Genomic DNA, 17,755 nt, shown 5'->3' on the forward strand with positions numbered 1-17,755 from the left:
GTCGAGCGCGGTCGCGGCTACGTCTCCGCCGTTCAGAACAAGCAGGTCGGTCAGGAGATCGGGCGCATCCCGGTCGACTCGATCTACTCGCCGGTACTGAAGGTCACGTACAAGGTCGAGGCGACCCGTGTCGAGCAGCGCACCGACTTCGACAAGCTGATCGTCGATGTCGAGACCAAGCAGGCCATGCGTCCCCGTGACGCCATGGCGTCGGCCGGTAAGACCCTGGTCGAGCTGTTCGGTCTGGCGCGCGAGCTCAACATCGACGCCGAGGGCATCGACATGGGCCCGTCGCCCACGGACGCCGCTCTCGCCGCTGATCTCGCTCTGCCGATCGAGGAGCTGGAGCTCACCGTTCGGTCGTACAACTGCCTCAAGCGTGAGGGCATCCACTCCGTGGGTGAGCTCGTCGCCCGCTCCGAGGCCGACCTCCTGGACATCCGCAACTTCGGTGCGAAGTCCATCGACGAGGTCAAGGCGAAGCTGGCCGGCCTGGGCATGGGCTTCAAGGACAGCCCGCCCGGATTCGACCCGACCGCCGCCGCCGACGCCTTCGGCGCCGACGACGACGCGGACGCCGGTTTCGTCGAGACCGAGCAGTACTGAGCGCCGCGCTACGGCGGCCGTAGAGACTCTTCGCGTACCGGGGCAGGGAACCTCCACAGTGTTCCCTGCCTGCCGGGCGGTCTCGGCAGGGTCTCCGGCCGTGCACAAGCGGGGCGATGGCGGCTGGCGGCTGACGGCGCAGCTCCGGTGCTTCACGTACAACCCGCCGCTCGGCCGGCCAGCGGTTCCCGATGCCCGGTCCTTGTCCGGTGGCAAGGACCGGCCCGGAAACGTAGCGTGCTGTCGCGCAGATCGTCGGTGCAACGCCGTGGCTCCGCCCTACGATGACGGTCCCGCTGGGCGCACTTCATTGAGCCGGGAAGTTTGTGCGGTCGTGTTCTTTGCGATGGCGGCTGCCAGTTCTTTCGCCTTGCCCGAGTGACCCTGGGTTTGCTCGCCGGCGCAGAGCATCGCGGATTGTGCGAGGTGGGCGTGCAGTGCTTCTGCGAGGAGTTGGTCGAACGCCGTGCCGGTCACGGTGCCTGCCCTCTCGATGGTGGGGAGACTGACCATGCCGGGCATGTTGTGCCCTTCGTGGGGTCGGCTGTCGGCAACACCGGAGAGATTCAGGAGTTGGTGCAGCCGCTTTTGGTCTTGTTGAAGTGTCGTTCCGGTTTTTGCCGCCAGTGCCTTCAGTGCTGGACTTGACGCGCGGGAAGGTGCGAGATCGGTCAGGGCCTGCGCACGCTCGGCCATGGGGATCATCAACTGGATCCAAGCGATGTCGGTCGGGCTGAACGCTGTCGTCGGCGGTGCACCGGTTTGGGACGACGTGCTGGTTGTCGGCTGCGAGGTGCAGCCGACAACCAGCAGCGCCATGCCGGTGGCGCACACCAGACGCAGGGTCAGAATGTGCCGGCGGAGTTGCACTTGGCCTTCTGAGTGATGCAGTCCTTCACGCGGTGCCCCAGGGCGGCGTTGTCCCACGCGTTGAAGAAGTCACCGTGGATGGAAGAGGCCATGCCCGAGGCCAGTCGGAGTCCTGCCGCGCTGCCGCTGGTCGGGTAACTGACCACGAAGGAGAGGTTGGGGATGGCGACGGGATAGGCACCGCTGCACTTGCCGTCGTAGGTGTAGGCGACGTGGGACTTGTGGTCGGGACTGTCGAGGTTCTTGCCGTCCCAGCAGTCGGGGAAGACGAGTTGGTGGGTGAGATGGGCGGTGGGGGCGCAGACCGGCCAGTTGCCGTCGGTGCTGCGGCCGATCTCGCCGCCCTCACCGGCGCACCAGTACTGGCCGGGTGACCCCGCCGGCGTGGGTGTCTGGGCTTTGGCGTCGCCCGCGATCATGCGGAATCCCTCGGGGAAGGGCAGGGTTGCCGCGGGGTCGGGCAGCCGGGACCCGTAGTAGACGATCATGTTTTGCGGTTCGATGGCCTTGTTGCCCTCGTACAGGCTGGGGATCCAGTACGCCGAGAGGTCCTCCGCAGGTGCGCAGGTAGTCGCGGCGTTGTTGCGCAGGGACTGAGCTGTGGAGAAGGCGTCGGTGCTTTCGTTGCCGAAGAAGCTGTGCATGTGGGATGCGCCGGCCAGGTTCGGCAGGACGATGGGGTCGTCCTGCTTGGAGTGGCTGTAGTCGCAGGTGGCGTTGAACTCCGGAACCCGGACCACGTTGGCAGGCACGGGCGCGGGCGTCATCGCACGGAACTGTGCCACCTGGGCGTTCCACTTGGCCTGGTCGATCGGCACCCATCCCGCGGCCGGACCGCTGCCTTCGCCGACGAAGGAGAACCAGTTGATGTTGACGAAGTCACCAGGTGTGGTGCTGCGGAGAACGGCGAAGACGGTCTGCGCACCGGTTGGGTGGGTGGTGACGTCGGTGGTACGGGTCGCCCAGTTCTGCCAGCCGCCGGTCGGGGCGGCCTGTATGACGGCCAGGAGCGGTCCGGTCGCGCTCGTGGTGCGCAACTCGATCGTGCCCGTACCGACCGCGGAGGCGATCCGCGCCGATACGGTCAGCCGGCCGGCGGTGCCGAGGTCGACGTTGTCGAAGCGCATCCAGTCGCCGTCGGCGAGGAACGCCGCGTTCTGCCCTCCTCCCGCGTCCGCGGTCGCTTCCAACGCGACCCCTGACTGGGCGGCGTAGGACTCGGCCTGGACAGTGACCGTGGCGGCTCGCGCCTGCTGCGTCGAGACGGTCAGACTCAAGGCCGCGGCCAGGGCGACCACCAGCGCTTCCACTAACAGCGTGTACAGATGTGCGGGTTGTCTGCGCATCCCACTTCCTTCACGAGCGTCGGGGGTGAGGAGCCGGAGAGGTGGTCGGACAAGGGGTGACTACTTGGTGATCCGGGTGCCTTCTGCCACTGCCCTGGGGGCGGGTTGAGCGGCTTGGACGTTCGCAGACGTCAGCTGCTGTCTATTGGAAGACCCGCACGTAGTCGACGAGCATCCTGGACGGGAAGGGGGTGCTGGAATCGGTCGGGCCGGGCCAGTCGCCGCCGACCGCAAGGTTGAGGATCATGTAGTGCGGGTGGTCGAAGATCCACGGTCCTCGGGTCTGTTCCACCTGTTCCTTGTCCAGGGTGAAGACGTTCTGGCCGTCGAGGCTGAAGGTGATGCCCTTGCTGTTCCAGTCGGCGGCCCAGATGTGGAAGTCGGCGGAGAAGTCCGCGCCTTGGGGCAGTTTGTAGGAAGAGCCGATTCCGCCTCCGCCGTTGTAGGCGGGTGCGTGGACCGTCGAGTAGGCGGTCTTGACGTCCTTGCCGAGGATTTCCATGATGTCGACCTCGCCGTTGTACGGCCACGGCCGGCCGGTCAGGAAGTCGGCGCCCATCATCCAGAACGCGGGCCACAGTCCGTTGCCCTTAGGGACCTTGAGGCGCGCTTCGACACGCCCGTAGGTGAACTGGAAGGAGGCGCCGGTGTTCATGCGCGCGGAGGTGTACTGGCACGTGGTGCTGCCGCTCAGAGGGTCGGTCGGGCACGACGATCCCGCGGTGACCTCCTTGCGTGCCTCCATCACCAGGTGCCCGGACCCGTCCAGCGCCGCGTTGCGGTGGTCGGTGTAGTACTCCAGTTCACCGTTCGGCCCGGTCCCCGGATCGGCTCTCCACTTCGAAGCGTCCGGCTTGTTGCCCGCGGCACCGTCGAACTCGTCGCTCCATACCAGCCTCGGCGGGTTCGCCGGGTCGCTCGGCAGGGGCGGCGCCGGCTTCGGATCGCCACCGGTGCCGTACACCTGGAACTCCCACAGCGAGTAGCCGTACGGGGTGGCGCGTTCTGTGCCGTACATGCGTACATAGCGACCGGTGCCGGAGACGGCCAGTGTCTGCTTGAATCCCGTGCCGGACGTTGTCGAATAGACGGGCGTCCAGTCCTGCCCGTTCGGCGAGACCTGGATCTGAAAGGACTTGGCGTAGGCGGGATCCCACTGCAGGACGACCTTGTTGATCTGAGCGGTCGCGCCCAGATCAACGGAGATCCAGCCCGGATCGGCCCATCCCGTGGTGGAGCTTGTCGCCCAGCGAGAGGCCGGATCGCGGTCGAAGGCCCTGGCCGGCGTGCACTCCCAGCAGTTCTGATCGCTCTGGGAGGAGGAAGCCGCGCCGGTCCTGCCGTAGGAGAGGAGGGTGCCGGCGCCACCGGAGCCGTCGGTGCCGTACACCTGGAACTCCCAAAGTGAGTAACCGTATTGGGTGCTGCGCTGCGTGCCGTACATCCGTACGTAGCGGCCCGCGCCGGTCACGGTCAGGCTCTGGGTACCGCCTGTGCCCGTGGTCGTCTCGTGGACGACCGTCCACTCCTGCCCATTGTTCGAAACCTCGATCCGGAACGCTTTGCCGTACGCAGCCTCCCAGTTGAGGGTGACGCGATTGATCTGCGTGCTGGACCCGAGGTCGATCTGGATCCACTGCGGATCGGCGAATGCGCTGGACCACCTAGTACCTGGGTCACCGTCGACGGCGTTGCGGGCGTCGAAGGGCCCCTCAGCGCTGGAGGCGGTGGCGGGCTTGCCTTGCGAGAGCAGGACCTCTGCCGCCTGAGCGGGTGGGGCCGGCAGCGCGACGAAAGCGATCAGTGATGCAGCAACTGCCCAAAAGAGGCCAAATCTACGCACGAGCGTTTGCATCTGCGACTCCTCAAGTGGGGTTTGAGGTGAGAGAGCGGTGAGGGAGCGCTCCCTGAGGGGAGAATGGGGGGAGCCTCAGACACTGTCAAGTCCATTGCCCACTAAGAAAATTGGACGCCATGATCGCCCGCGGTACTGAGGGAACGGTTCCTGGATGATGTCCCCTCACGGCAAACGGACGCTGTGTGCCGCAAAGTGATTCAGGCCCTCAAGCAGGTCTGAGCCGTCCGGCCTGCGGATACGCTGCTGTCATCGCCACGACGCGGAGCCGGAGGTCGCCTCGATGAGAAATCCCTTCCCAGGAACGTACTTGGGTGGCGGCAGGAGGGACGGCCAGGCATGAAGCGCCCCACTCTCGAAGTGGTCGCCGCCCGGGCGGGTGTGTCCAAATCGAGCGTTTCCCGCGTCATCAACGGTGAGACGACCGTTGCTCCACAGATCCGAGACGTCGTGATGCGCGCTGTGCACGAACTCGGGTACGTGCCCAACGGGGCAGCACGCAACCTCGTCACGCGTCGCACCGACACCCTCGCCCTGGTCGTCTCCGACCCGCCGCAAGGGGTCGTGTCCGACGACCCCCTCTTCTCGGCCGTCGTTCGCGCGGTCAGCCGAGAACTGGAGACCGCCGGCAAACGGCTCGTGCTCATGCTCGCGGAGTCGGACCAGAGTCGTACCAGAGTGGAGCAGTACGTCGCCGGCGGGCACGTGGACGGCGTACTCCTCGTCGCCCTGCACGGTACGGATCCGTTGCCGACAGCTTTGGCCAGGCAGGGCCTGCCCGTCGTGTCCTTCAACCGCACCTCTGCACAGGACGTCCCGTACGTGGCCCTGGACAATGCCGGTGGGGCAACGCTGGCGGTCCGTCACCTTCTCGAGCGCGGCCGCCGCCGCATCTCGACCATCACCGGACCGCTCGAACTGCACGAGGCGCGGGAACGTCTCGACGGCTACCGCCGCACTCTTCGCGACACCGGCCGACGCTCCATCGTGGCACTGGGCGACTTCACGAGGGTTTCCGGCGCCGAAGCCATGCGTCAGCTCCTGGACGACGATCCCGACCTCGACGCGGTATTCGCGGCCAACGACCTCATGGCAATCGGAGCCCTGCGCACCCTCCACCAAGCCGGGCGTCGCGTCCCCGAAGACGTGGCCGTTGTCGGCTTCGACGACATAGAAGCCGCGTCCTACACCACCCCCGCCCTCACCTCGGTACGCAGCCCGATGGCCGACCAGGCAACCGCTGCCGTCCACCTGCTCCTCGGCCTCATCGGTGGCGGCCCCCCAAACCCGGTGATCATGCCGAACGAGCTGATCGTGCGTGAATCAACCTGAGTGGCACCCCTCCCCCACCAAGGTCTCCTGCGCCAGGTATCCGGGATCACGGGTCCGCTCGGGCCCGATTGATTCGGGGTGTCCTTGGCCCCCGCCTCGCCCCGGTGGACCTCGCGGTGGTCGACAAGGCCCACAGGGTTTCGGGGGCGATCAGTTCTTCTGCAGCTGAAGGACGCGCCAGGAAGGTGGCATCCCTCGATGCACCGTGCTCTTCGCTTGCGGCAACTGCCTCAGATGCTCGGCTTCGCCATCGTCGATCAGGTAGCCGAGTAGCACTGGTCGCATGCCTAGGGAGTCACGCAGCGTTATACCAGGTCTTGCCGTCTGCCCAGTGTCGGACCCAGCCGGCAAAGCCAGGCTCACCGGTGGTGAACCCGAACTGCGCGCCGAAGGGGACAGCGCCGACGTCGCTGATCATCCAGACGTGCCCTCGGTGAGGCCCGGTGACGATGAGGTGCCAGTTCATCGCGCAGCCGTCGGTGCCAAGCACGATCGAGCCATGGTTATGGACCTGTTCAAGGATCTCGTCGGCATCCTCGGCGGGGTCCGAGTCGTCCTCCCACATCCAGGCCTCCGCAAGCGGAAAGGGCCTGCTCAGGTCGCGTTCCTGTTCTTCGCCGCCCCAGTCGTCCGGCAGCTCCGCCGCCGGCACCAGGCCGTACTCGGGCGGACCAGAGTACGAGCCATCCGAGATCTCGGCGATGAAGGTCCGATACGGCTCGGGCAGCACGATCCCGTGCCCTGCCTCGAAGGCATGCACTGCTTCCCATCCAAGAGCCGACTCACCTCCGTCATCCACATCGAACGCTGCACGAAGCACCGCGACCTCAGCAGGGTCAGCCCGGTCAATGTTCATGCGGCATGGATACCACCCCGCTCCGACAACGCCGCAGTCGTACGGTGCCTTGAGCCTCGCCGGCCAACTCGCCACTCTGACGACCGGATTGATGAGGCTCGGCGAGGCGGGTGACCCCGCGGCGGTGCCGAAGGCGAAGCGGTGGGCCGGCCTGCAGGCCCAGATGCCGAGCCCGGTGGCGAGGCGGGTTCAGTCGGTGCCGGGCAGCCCCAGGAAGATCACTGTTCGTCGAGCGTCCCGCTGCCCGGCGTCGTGGTGCGGGGTGGCCGGTGCGAGGCCACCCCGCACGGGATCAGCGATCGAGGGCGCGGTCGACGGTCCGGACGAGTTCCCCGTCAGGGGTATCGCCGTCAAGGGACCAGAACATCGCGCCACCGAGCCCCTTGGCCCGGACGTAGCGGGACTTCAGCGCGAGTACCTGTGGATCGTCGTAGGTCCACAGGGTCGTTCCGTCGAAGAGCCAGGCGTGGCCGCCGCGTGGATCGCGGTGTATTCGGTACGGGCCCGTGTCCGCCAGGGCCTTCAACTCCTTGTAGTCGGCGTAGCCGTTGGCCCACTTGGCCGGGGCCGGTGCCGTGGCCGGCTGGCCCAGGCCGTCGCCGCCGCCGCTGACGCCGGTCCAGCCCTGACCGTAGAACGGCATGCCGACGACGAGCTTGCGGGCGGGAGCGCCGCGCCGGAGCCACGCGTCCACCGTGCCGTCGACGCTGAAGTCGTCGCGGGCGTAGAGGGCGGACTGCTGGGCCGTCGTCTTCTCGCCGCTGACGTGGAAGTCGTAGCCCTGGAGGTTGACGAAGTCGAAGTCCTTCATGATCTTGCTGACCTCGAACCCGGCGTCGATCTTGGCGGGTGCGGTCGGGACGAACGCGGACAGCTCGTAGTGGCGGTGGCCGGTGCGCCCGTAGGCGTCGAGCTGTCGGCGGAACTCCGCGACGAGGGCGGTGTAGTTGCGCTTGTCCTCCGGGCGGTACACGGTGTCGGTGTCGCCCTCGGAGCCGGGCCACTCCCAGTCCAGGTCGACACCGTCGAAGACGCCGGCGGCAGCACCGGCGCCGCCGCGGGCGCCGTCCTGCGGCAGGTTGCCCTTGAGATAGAGGTCGATGCAGGAGGCCACCAGCGCCCTGCGGGCAGCGGGCGTGCGGACGGAGTCCGAGAAGTGCGTCGACCACGACCAGCCGCCCAGCGAGATCATCGCCTTGAGGCCGGGATGCGCTGCCTTGAGTTCCTTCAGCTGGTTGAAGTTGCCTGCGAGGGCCTGGGTGTCGTTGTCGGCGATGCCGTCCACCGAGTTCTCGGCGTCCAGCGGTCGCTGGTAGTCGGCCCACGGATCGGACTCGCCGGGGACGTTGCCCATGAGGCATTTCCCGTCAGTGCCGATGTTGCCGAACGCGTAGTTGATGTGGGTGAGCCGGGCGGCGGCGCCGCTGCGGTCCAGATCCTGTACCTGGAAGTCGCGCCCGTAGACGCCCCACTGGGTGAAGTAGCCGACGCGACGCACGGTGTCGTGAGGGTGGCCACCGTGGGCGGCGGCGGCCGGCGCGAAGCCGGCGAGCAGGGAGAACGAGGTGACGGCAACGGCCGCCCGGGAGAGCAGTCTTCGGCGCGGACGAGGACGCGGGCGTAGGCGCATAGCGGAGCTCATTCCTCAGAGGCGTGGTGCATGTGCCGTACGGAGCAGTGGACTTACCTGCACGAGAAACTATTGGTCTGGACCAGCAGGGGTCAAGGGTCTGGAAGGGCGTCAACGCACGCTGTGCCTGGACTCTCTCCGCGCCAAGGGCGACGACGGTGCCGTCACCGAGCCCTCCCGTCGCCTCGCCACCTGTCACAAGGGCCGGCCGCTCAAGCCACCTGCGGATGGGGCCGTCCACACCGCGCTGCACAGAGGGCGACTCCCGGCTTCTCGGGACGCCGCATCGACGGCGCTCGCGGACCCGCTGTGGAGCCCCGGAGGAATGGACCCGGGACCAGTCAGCGCTCGGAGTCCCTCAGAAGAGCGTTGAGGCCGTATGCGAACCGCTCGCCGAAGTCGTCTGAAGTCAGAGATGGGAGGCGACGGCCTGGAGTGCGGGGTATGCCCCTGGGGAGAGTCCTGCTCCAGAGTCAGGAATTCGTTCGTTCCAGTCGGCTTGCTCCTCCGTCGTCAGCCCGAGTTCGAGGGCGAAGTGGAACGCCGACCAGTGCAGCCAGGTCCTTTCCCTGGGACCGCAGCCGTCCTCGATGAGAGCGGTGATCCAGGACGGCGCCCTGCCCCCGACTTCCGTCGACCTCCCATGTCCGAGCTCAGGGCGATCGCGGCCGGCGCGAAGTGGCGGCCTCGGGCCCCCAGGTTGACGGCGGCGAGGCACAGCGGGCTCAGCCGGCACACCCGGCTGAGCGCGCCCTTTCCCCGACCGGGGCCATGTCCCCCATCCCGCCTGTCCCTTACTCCTCCACTCCAGCCAGGGTAATCACCGGATATCGGCGCCAGAGCTGCTCACACAAATCAACCGGCCGCTGTCAAAGCTCCACGCGCTGACACATCCACGTCGAAAATTCGATTCCGACAAACCGGCCAGCTCAACAGGTCCAAGCGGACGGGCGTCCTGAACAGAGGGGCGGGCCGGGAGGCCGACGGTGTCCGGACGTGACGCTGTCGTCCTCACCTTTCCCCATGAAGATTTGCCGCCCGGGTCCCGCGTCTGGGATCTTGTCCGAGCGGCGATCTCAAGCAACGCTCTCGGCCGTCGGCACCACCCGCCTCGGCACCAACCCAGGCCTACCGGTGGAGCCGTAGCCAGGCCGCAGCACCTGATCTTCGGACTGTCCGCGGCCATATAAAGAAGGAGACATAGCGTGAACACCGAAAAGATAATAGCTCGACGCCTTACAGTCGAGGAGGTTTCAGAATTGAGTCCCCAGGAGGATGTCTTCGTCTCAGCAGAGCTGGACGATCTTTCTCTCGACTGCTACGCTCCGGCTTTTCTCACGAAGCCGGGAAAGTATTTCGAAGGAGGATCCTTCACCGCAAGGACAATTTTCGGCAAGGAAATTCACGTTCTTCCGAACAATGAGGATGAGCGTGGGATCTGGGTCGCCGACGAGGCGGGGGAAGAAATCGAGGTTCTCCAGAGCGCCGGCGTCCTCCTGAACCTCGCCCTTTTCGTGCCCAACGGGAACATGGAATCTCTGGAGTCGCTCTACACCGCCGCAAGAGAAGCGTTCGGCGCGGGCATCGTTCAGCGCTGGAACGAGGAAGTCGTGGCGGTGCCGGACGTCAAGGTCGACCTGTTCGAAGAACCTGTCCGAGGGCGCAAGAGCACGGGCGGCCAGAACCGCGACCGCCGCGCCTTGGACATCTACCCAACCCGAGTGCGGTTCATGGAGGCCAGCGCCGGCTGGAAGTTCATCGTCGAACCGCACCACGAGGTCATCGACGACACGCCGACGATCTGAGCTGGCAGCAGTCCTGCCCCAGAAGAACCGGCTGTGGCTGGCGCAGTAGCCGTATTCGGCCCAACCTGCCAGGTCGGAGTGTTTGACGGTCTCGCGGGAGCGGCCGCCTTCCACCGGGGTGGAGTCCACGCCCCCTACGTCGTCGCTCCACGCCTGGGTGGTGGTGGCCAGGATCCGGTTGACGCTTCGCATCAGACCGGCGGCCTTGCACAGCCGCTTGTTGTAGCCGGGCCGCTGGGGCAGGTAGGGGCCGAGGTGGCGCGCTGTGGGCGCGGGGATGGCGGAGCCATTTGGCCTCGGAGGTGTAGCGGAGTATGGCCTGCCTCGTGGCCAGGGTGACCAGTTCGGCATCGCTCGGTCGGGGCGAAATACCGACCGGCGGAGGCCACTGCGCCAGGTCGGGCTGCTCCTTCAGCATGTCGTCGGTCGTCGCATAGTGTGCTGTCGCGAGGGTGTCCACGTCGTTCGTCAAGGAACGATCTTGGACACCCTCGTTCTCGTCTCCGCAGGCGCCCCTTGGACCACACCGCCAGGAGGAACCAGTGTCGTACCCGCGACTGCTCACCCCCGAGGAGAAGCTCGCCGACGCGAAGAAGCTGTTGAGCCTCCCGCACATCGTCGTGATCTGCGGCTCCACGCGCTTCATGACCGAGATGAGCGAGGCCGATCTGCGGGAGACCGCAGCCGGAAAGATTGTCGTCAAACCGGGCTGTGACATGAAGTCGCCGCACGAACTTTGGTCCGATCCCGTCGAGGCCGAGACGCTGAAGGTTCGACTCGACGATCTGCACCGGGCGAAGATCCGTCTCGCTGATGAGGTGCTCGTAGTCGGCGACTACATCGGAGACAGCACCCGAGCCGAAATCGCCTACGCCCGGTCGTTGGACAAGCCCGTGCGGTTCACGCACCCCGAAGTCGACCCTGACGCCTGACCGCCCACTTCCACCTCGACCACCAGGGCCGGCAGCCCGCCGCCTGACCGTCTCGCGGCGGCTTCGGCCGCCGCCCACCCCACACCCTCGGCAGGCATCCCTGGAATGCCGAGTTCGAACCGCAGTACCAGCAAGAACGTAGCCGTGCCCTCGCGGCGTGAACCTCCTGTGTCTGCACTCCGGGGGTCACCTCACCTGTCCGGGACCCCCTCAGTACGCACCGTGCCGACGCAGGGAGCGCGGGCGGCCGTCGGGATCGGCGATGACCCGGTAGAGCGGGTCGGTCAGGGCCCGCGTGAGGTGGGACAGGCGCGGCGGGTGATAGGTGCGCAGCCGTCCCGACGGTCGCGGACCCTGACGGCCGCCGTCGTGCCACGCGTCCAGAGCGGCGGCCGAGTCGACGTAGGCCGCAAAGGCGCGGCCCGGTTCGCACAGAACAGCCGCTTCCTTGTCTCCGTCGCGGTCGAGGTGTTCGAGATTCAATGACAGCCGCAGTTCCCGCGCGAAGACGCGGGCGCCGTCACCCAGGCCGCCGGGGTCCATCGGTTCACGGGAGTCACGGGTCTCGTCGAGGACAGCGCAGCTGAGTTCCGAATCGTGCGTCCAGGAGCGCCGGTTGACGTTGTCGGAACCGACCGCGGCCCAGACATCGTCGATGACACAGACCTTGGCATGGACGTACACGGGCGTCCCGGCGTGATTCTCCAGGCTGTAGACGGCCACTCGGTCACCGCCGGCCCGTCGCAGAACTTCCAGGGCACGGATCCGGCCCAGCAGATTCATCGGTGTGCTGATCCGCCCCTCCTGGTCCGGCAGTGGCGGCAGGACGGCGATCATCCGCAGGCCCGGATGATCGGCGAGAGCCTGAGCGAACGGCTGGACGGCACTCTCCGACCACAAGTACTGGTCCTCTAGGTAGATCAGTTGGCGTGCCCGCCGTAGGGACTTCGTGTAGGCGCGGGCGATGCTGCGTTCGCCGTCGGGAGCGAACGGATAACCCCTGAGGCGGTTCGGGTAGGTGCGCAGGATCTGGACCGTGTGGGGACCGCGCGGGTCCGGGTCGGGTTGCTGTACCGGGAGCGGATCCGCCCGCGTGTCCTCGCCCCTGAGTGCCGCCCGCAGCCGGCTGCGCGGGCTGCGACTGAGCGGAGCCGGGTCTGTCCACCGCTCACGGAACGTGGCCTCGACATCGCCGACGGCGGGCCCGCGCACCGCCAGCTGGATGTCGTGCCAAGGCGGACGGGAACCGTAGGCGTCGGCGATGGGTTGTGCCAGCGGGTCGCCCTGATGAGCGGCGTCGTCCCGACGGCTGTGGCAGAGATCGATCCCGCCCACGAAGGCGACGTCCCGCTCGGGCCGGCCTGGGTGGCGCAGCACCACGAACTTTTGATGGTGCGAGCCGCCCGGCCGCACCCGCATGTCGAGCAGGCACTCGCCTCCCGCCTCCTCGATCTCCTCCCCCAGGTGGTAGTTCTCCTGTTCACTGAACTGGAACCGATCCAGGTGCGAGCGCCACACCAGCCCCTTGACGACGACACCGCGGCGTGCGGCATCGCACAGCACGTCGCCGATAGCGCTCTCCGGACCGTCCAGCAGCTCGTCCGGGTCACCCCGCCAGTCCGTGAACATCAACATGTCTCCGGCCCGCTGGGCCCGCACGGCCGCAAGCAGCTCGGCGAAGTACACCGCCCCGTGCACCAGGGGGCGGACGTCGTTGCCCGTGGACCACGCCGCACCGTCGGCATGACGGCGGTCCACCCGCGACGCGGGATTCCCCCGTTGAGCGGGGGTGAGCAGCCAGTCGGCGCGTTCCACGTGGCAGTCCTTCCACTCCATGGCCCTTCCGGGGTCTCCTGCTAGATCCGGTACCCCATGAGCGCGTGACCACGCGACGAACTGCGTGCCCGCGTCTCCGCGGAGTGCGCGTCACTCGCCCTGGGCTCCTGCCCGCCACCCTGGCCTCCGACCGGCTTGCCGGCCTCTTGGACGCCAATGCTGCCACCCACAAACCCGCCCCATCAGCTTGACGAAGCCCATAGGGGCCCCACGTCCGCGGCGCACCGGCCGCCGCGACTGCCGGTGGCTCCGCATCTGACGGCGGCAGGTGAGGCCCTCGACCGCCGACAGTCGAGGACCACCCACTTCATTCAGCGTCGCCGGCGCGGCGACCATTGCCGTCGACGCGCCGAAGAGCGTTTCTCGAGCCGCGGCCGCAGCAGTCCCTCCTGCGACGCCCGGCCTACTCCGTACGCCCTAGCCTCGGGGACCGGACGGCCATCGCCGCACACTTCTTGACCTGCACAGATCCACTGTGTTTCGCTCATCGGATCCAGGCGGGGACCTGGCTCGGGACTCGAGGAGATCCATCCAGTGGGCGCGGCTGTCGGAACACGCGGGCACGCACCACCCTCGGCCCTCTGTTAGCGGTCCCGCACGCCGGGCCGGCGCGGGGCCGGCACCGGCCCCGCGCGGAGCGGAACGCGAAGTCCCTCCCGGTCCGGAACCCGCGCGGGGTGCTTTCCGTCTTGCCTGGGCGAGTGGGACGGGCAGCACAAAAACCATCTAGTGAAGCGGTCGGGCATTGATACACATACGGCGCCAGTCGCCAGCGGGACTGTGGGCCGTGACGGCCGTCGCGGTCCTCGGGTTCCTCATAGCCCTCGAACTCGCCGTACGCCACTACGGCATGCCGGGACCGATCACCACCCAGGCGCGCGAGGTGCTCTGGCCACCCAAGTCCGGCGGACTGCTCTACGCCAGCTTGGCGCTGATGATGGTCGTCCTCACCTGGCGCCAGCGCTTCCTCGCCCTCGGCGCCGCGATAGGTATCGACGTCGTCTTCGGGCTGGTCCACTGGGCGGCGGGCATCGGATTGGGCGAGGGCCATCCCTTCGGCAACGGCGCACTGTGGGTCATCCTGGGCTGCGCGGTCCTCGCCCTCACCCGCCGCACCGGCCCCGAACGCCTCCTGCTGCTCAAGGGCGTGGGGCTGGCCCTGATCCTGATGGCCGGCCGCAAGACGGGTGACGCCTGGCTGTACCTGACCGCCATGACCCGCCCCATGGTCCTCGACCAGTACGTGGCGACCGCCGACCACGCTCTGGGCAACCCCTCCTGGCTCGCCGGCCGGCTCGTCACCGCCTCCGGCTCGATCGGCTTCAACGTCCTGGACTTCGTCTACGGACAGCTCCCGGTGGCCGCGGTCGTCGTCGCGCTGTACCAACTGCGCCACGTGGCCACCGAACGCCGCTTCCCCCGCCACCACCTGGTGCGCACCTTCCTCACCATCGGCCTCATCGGCCCGGCGTTCTACCTGATCTTCCCCGTGGTCGGCCCCGTCTTCGCCTACGGCACCGGCGCGGCACACTGGGAGGGGATCAGCCTCTGGGCGCCGCACATGCCGGCCAGCACACCTTGGGCCGTGGCCGACCTGTGGCCGGACACGCCGTCCCCGCTCAGCTCCCCGCACCTCATGCCGTTCGACGAGATCACCCCCCGCAACTGCATGCCGAGCCTGCACACCGCATGGGCCACCGCGATCTTCATCCACTCCCGCAAGGGGCCGCGCGCACTGCGTTGGGCCGGCACGTTCTGGCTGGTCGCCACCCTCGCCGCGACCCTCGGCTTCGGCTACCACTACGGCGTCGACCTCATCGCCGGTGTGGTGTTCACGCTCACCATCGAAGGGGCCCTGCGCGCCCACGACCGCAGCTGGGACCGGTCCGGGATCCAGCTCGTCGCCCACGGCTCGACGGTCTTCGCCGCCCTCCTGCTGTCCTACCGCTGGTTGCCGGTGCAGATGGCCGCCCACCCCTGGCTTGCCGGCCCCCTGCTCCTCCTCGCCCTGGGCTCGGTGATCCACGCCTACGTGCTGACCACCACCTCCTGGGAGCCGGGGCCGGCGCCCGCCCCGAAGTCGTCCGCCCCGCAACCCGAACTGATCTGACGGCACGTCGGCCGACGGACCGAAACGGTTGCCCGGACCGTGGTGGTGGCCATTCCTGGCCGTGTGCATCGCCCTCGCGCCGGACGGGTCCGGGTCGTAGCCGAGCTCGTCGAGTTCGCGTACAAGTGCAGCACGGTCTGGTGCGGCGTCCACGAACGCGGCTCGACGTTGCCGTCAACTACTGCTCCACCATCTTCCGTTCCCCGCGTCGTCGATGTTGCTGAAGATCATGGCAACGGCCACTGACATCGCGAAGGGACGCTCCCCCGGAAGAACCGGCCGACACGTGGGCGTACATCGGTCACGACCGCCTCGGCCCTTCGTCGCCTGCGCGGAGGTTATGAGGCCAGCTTGTCCCCGATTGGCGAACCGACGTCGGCACCGAGGCTGCCCGACCCGAAGTACACGGGGCTCGTCGCGACAGCACCTGCCTGCGCCGCTTTTCGAGGTGAGGACTCTGTCGTCGATGCCGTTCTTGCTCCCGAGACGATCGGCAGGTCGGGCTGGTGGTCACCGGTGACGTCGGAACGTCGGAGGCCGCCGTCAGGACTGAGTGCAGCGCCGAGCGATACAGAGCTGGTCAGCCGACTGTGCACTCAGGTCCGGCCAAAGTTCCGGATTCGGGTACTGGTGTCCGCGTTCGGGTGCTGAGCTGAATCGAGAGTTGGCCGCGCTCTGGGAAGGGGGCGTTCGTGAAGTACGGATCCGTGCGAGGGCCTAGCCGTGTGGCTGTCGTCGGAGTTGGCATCATCGGCGCCAGTGTGGGCTGGAACCTGTCCCGGCGCGGGGCCAAGGTGGTCTTCGTTGATGCGGGCCTGCCGGGCCAAGGCGTCACGAACTGGTCGTTCTCGTGGGTCAACGCCAGCAACAAGACCGTGCGACGGTCGTACTTCGACCTGAACGTCGCGGGCATGACGGCCTACCGTGAACTTGCCGAGGCCATCGGACCGGACTCGTGGTGGTATCCCAGCGGCCACCTGCGCTGGGCAGACAATCCCGCAGCGGAGGCGGGAATCCTGCGCACAGCGGAACTGCTGGCCGACTGGGACTACCGGGTCGAGGTGTGCACGGGGGCCGAGGTCCGCCGCCGCCTCGAACCCGCTCTCACGATGCCCGATGAGCATCCAGTCCTGTTCTACCCCGACGAAGCCTGGGTGCACGGACGTCATCTCGTGGGCCGTCTGGTGGGCAAGGCCGTTGCATCCGGCGCCGAACTCAGGTCCGGCACCGCGGTCTGTGACATCGCCACCAGCACCAACGGGCGTACTCGGACAGTGGCTCTGTCCGACGGGAGCCGGCTCGACGTCGACATCGTGGTGAACGCAGCAGGCCCCAATGCCTCCCACGTCGCCGGGCTCATCGAACGGCACTTGCCGATGCGCCGGGAACCCGGCGTCGTCACCCGGCTCGACTGTGCTCAGGTCCCGATCCACCGGGCCATGCACGCGCCTCACATCGAGATCCGGCCTGACGGAGACACATCGGTGGTTCTCCACAGCCGTGAAATCGACGCACTCATCGGCACAGGCCAAGACCTGGCGGAACTCGCGCAACTGCTGCACGAGTCAGCGCGGCACGTCGTACCCGAGCTCGACGCCGCCCGTATCGCCCAGACACGGATGTCCAACCGGCCCATCCCCGCAGACGGGTTCCCCTCGGTGGGGGCGCTGCCGTCTGTGCCGGGCTATTACGAAGCCGTCTCGCACAGCGGTATCACGCTCGGGCCGGCTATCGGCCAGCTGCTTGCTGCAGAGATCCTCAGCGGGAAGAGGAGTGCGATGCTTGCGGACTTCCGCCCGGAGCGCTTCTGCTCGTGACAGCCTGAGTCCCGAGTGTCAATGCGCAAGGCGATGAGTCGTCGGGGCTGGAGGACCTGGACATCCATCACGCTGATGACCCGCCGCCTCACCAGAAACCCGGCACGACGACCACATCGCGCGCCGACCACGATTGAGGGTCTCACTGACCTGGGGAGGCCTTTCGTGGTCGTGACAGCGGCCGCGGGCCCTCACGGTCCGCGCTCTGGGAGAGAGCTGGCGCCCGGTCACCTCCGAACGGCCATGAACGAGGCTGAACGAGACGGAAACTGGGACGGTGTCCCGTCGGTCGTTCGCTCTGACCACACAGCAGCTCCGGGCGGCAGCTGTGCCTGAACGACTTCTCCTCGGAGCGTCACGAGCGCGATAAGGCCAGTGTCGAGTTCTGCCACAGGAAGCCCGAAGTCGACGACCCGCGTCAGCTTCAGATCGAGTGCTTGTACAGACTCGCTTGAGTCCGACTCCCTGATGACGAGATGGTGCGCGAAGGCGCCCGCCGGATGCTCGCCGCCGCGCTGGAGGCCGAAGTCAACGAGAAAATGGCTGAGTTGGCGGCCGAGCGCGCCGAGTCCGCCCAAGGCCGCTGGAGGGCGATCGCCGGAGACCACCTGGTACAGCTGGTCCGGACAGACATCAGGTTCGAAAACGGTGTCCTGGTCGAGCGACAGGACGGGGCCGCATGACCGCCATGACGCTCCGCGCGAGGAGCCTGGCAGCGTCGTGGTCGAGAAAGTTTGACCGGCAGGGCAGTCGAACCCCC

Annotated in this window: 13 protein-coding genes and 1 pseudogene; 7 read left to right on the forward strand and 7 right to left on the reverse strand. The window is 67.5% G+C overall.

All coding sequences use genetic code 11. The annotated features are described in order from the left end of the window. Positions 1 to 606: DNA-directed RNA polymerase subunit alpha C-terminal domain-containing protein (locus ACIRQH_RS03505; protein ID WP_404224003.1), on the forward strand; the 606-nt coding region annotated here is incomplete at its 5' end. A gap of 279 nt (positions 607 to 885) precedes the next feature. Here the strand turns inward: ACIRQH_RS03505 and ACIRQH_RS03510 are convergent. From ACIRQH_RS03510 to ACIRQH_RS03520, 3 genes are all read right to left on the reverse strand, one after another. After that, positions 886 to 1,425, reverse strand: coding sequence for a DUF305 domain-containing protein (locus tag ACIRQH_RS03510; RefSeq protein ID WP_388881704.1), 540 nt, complete (start codon positions 1,423 to 1,425; stop codon positions 886 to 888). A 26-nt stretch (positions 1,426 to 1,451) separates the two neighbouring features. Further along, positions 1,452 to 2,822 (reverse strand): DUF1996 domain-containing protein, encoded by a 1,371-nt coding sequence (locus ACIRQH_RS03515; RefSeq protein WP_388881707.1) that lies wholly within the window; start codon positions 2,820 to 2,822, stop codon positions 1,452 to 1,454. Between the two features lie 142 nt (positions 2,823 to 2,964). Further along, the gene (locus ACIRQH_RS03520) at positions 2,965 to 4,677 is read right to left on the reverse strand and encodes a discoidin domain-containing protein (protein WP_404224005.1); all 1,713 of its coding nucleotides are present in this window, start codon (positions 4,675 to 4,677) and stop codon (positions 2,965 to 2,967) included. Positions 4,678 to 5,016: 339 nt separating this feature from the next. Between ACIRQH_RS03520 and ACIRQH_RS03525 the strand changes: the two genes are divergently transcribed. Then, positions 5,017 to 6,009 carry a LacI family DNA-binding transcriptional regulator gene (locus tag ACIRQH_RS03525; protein ID WP_388935161.1) on the forward strand — a complete coding sequence of 331 codons (993 nt, stop codon included), beginning with the start codon at positions 5,017 to 5,019 and terminating at the stop codon, positions 6,007 to 6,009. Between the two features lie 295 nt (positions 6,010 to 6,304). On the opposite strand, the gene ACIRQH_RS03530 is transcribed toward ACIRQH_RS03525, so the two are convergent. Next, positions 6,305 to 6,865, reverse strand: coding sequence for an SMI1/KNR4 family protein (locus ACIRQH_RS03530; RefSeq protein ID WP_404224008.1), 561 nt, complete (start codon positions 6,863 to 6,865; stop codon positions 6,305 to 6,307). 292 nt (positions 6,866 to 7,157) lie between these two features. Next, positions 7,158 to 8,495 (reverse strand): glycoside hydrolase family 18 protein, encoded by a 1,338-nt coding sequence (locus ACIRQH_RS03535; protein ID WP_388881719.1) that lies wholly within the window; start codon positions 8,493 to 8,495, stop codon positions 7,158 to 7,160. 1,205 nt (positions 8,496 to 9,700) lie between these two features. On the opposite strand from ACIRQH_RS03535, the gene ACIRQH_RS03540 reads away from it, so the two are divergent. Beyond that, positions 9,701 to 10,300: a hypothetical protein gene (locus ACIRQH_RS03540; protein WP_388881722.1), complete on the forward strand. Its 600-nt coding sequence runs from the start codon at positions 9,701 to 9,703 to the stop codon at positions 10,298 to 10,300. Positions 10,301 to 10,315: 15 nt separating this feature from the next. On the opposite strand, the pseudogene ACIRQH_RS03545 reads toward ACIRQH_RS03540, so the two are convergent. After that, a pseudogene (locus ACIRQH_RS03545) lies at positions 10,316 to 10,772 on the reverse strand (IS982 family transposase); the annotation flags it as partial. A gap of 70 nt (positions 10,773 to 10,842) precedes the next feature. On the opposite strand from ACIRQH_RS03545, the gene ACIRQH_RS03550 reads away from it, so the two are divergent. Next, positions 10,843 to 11,232, forward strand: coding sequence for a hypothetical protein (locus ACIRQH_RS03550; protein ID WP_388935152.1), 390 nt, complete (start codon positions 10,843 to 10,845; stop codon positions 11,230 to 11,232). A gap of 210 nt (positions 11,233 to 11,442) precedes the next feature. On the opposite strand, the gene ACIRQH_RS03555 is transcribed toward ACIRQH_RS03550, so the two are convergent. Then, a complete protein-coding gene (locus tag ACIRQH_RS03555) occupies positions 11,443 to 13,068 on the reverse strand; it encodes a phospholipase D family protein (protein WP_404224011.1) in 1,626 nt (541 codons plus the stop codon). A gap of 787 nt (positions 13,069 to 13,855) precedes the next feature. Here ACIRQH_RS03555 and ACIRQH_RS03560 point away from each other — a divergent pair. The 3 genes from ACIRQH_RS03560 to ACIRQH_RS03570 all read left to right on the forward strand — a co-directional run bounded on the left by ACIRQH_RS03560 (position 13,856) and on the right by ACIRQH_RS03570 (position 17,678). Then, the gene (locus ACIRQH_RS03560) at positions 13,856 to 15,178 is read left to right on the forward strand and encodes a phosphatase PAP2 family protein (RefSeq protein WP_404224013.1); all 1,323 of its coding nucleotides are present in this window, start codon (positions 13,856 to 13,858) and stop codon (positions 15,176 to 15,178) included. Positions 15,179 to 15,903: 725 nt separating this feature from the next. Continuing rightward, complete coding sequence (locus ACIRQH_RS03565; RefSeq protein WP_404224015.1) at positions 15,904 to 16,995, forward strand: NAD(P)/FAD-dependent oxidoreductase; 1,092 nt, start codon at positions 15,904 to 15,906, stop codon at positions 16,993 to 16,995. Positions 16,996 to 17,471: 476 nt separating this feature from the next. Then, positions 17,472 to 17,678 (forward strand): hypothetical protein, encoded by a 207-nt coding sequence (locus ACIRQH_RS03570; protein WP_404224017.1) that lies wholly within the window; start codon positions 17,472 to 17,474, stop codon positions 17,676 to 17,678. Positions 17,679 to 17,755 lie beyond the last annotated feature (77 nt).

Source organism: Streptomyces sp. NPDC102279 (assembly GCF_044766365.1).
Lineage (GTDB): Bacteria > Actinomycetota > Actinomycetes > Streptomycetales > Streptomycetaceae > Streptomyces.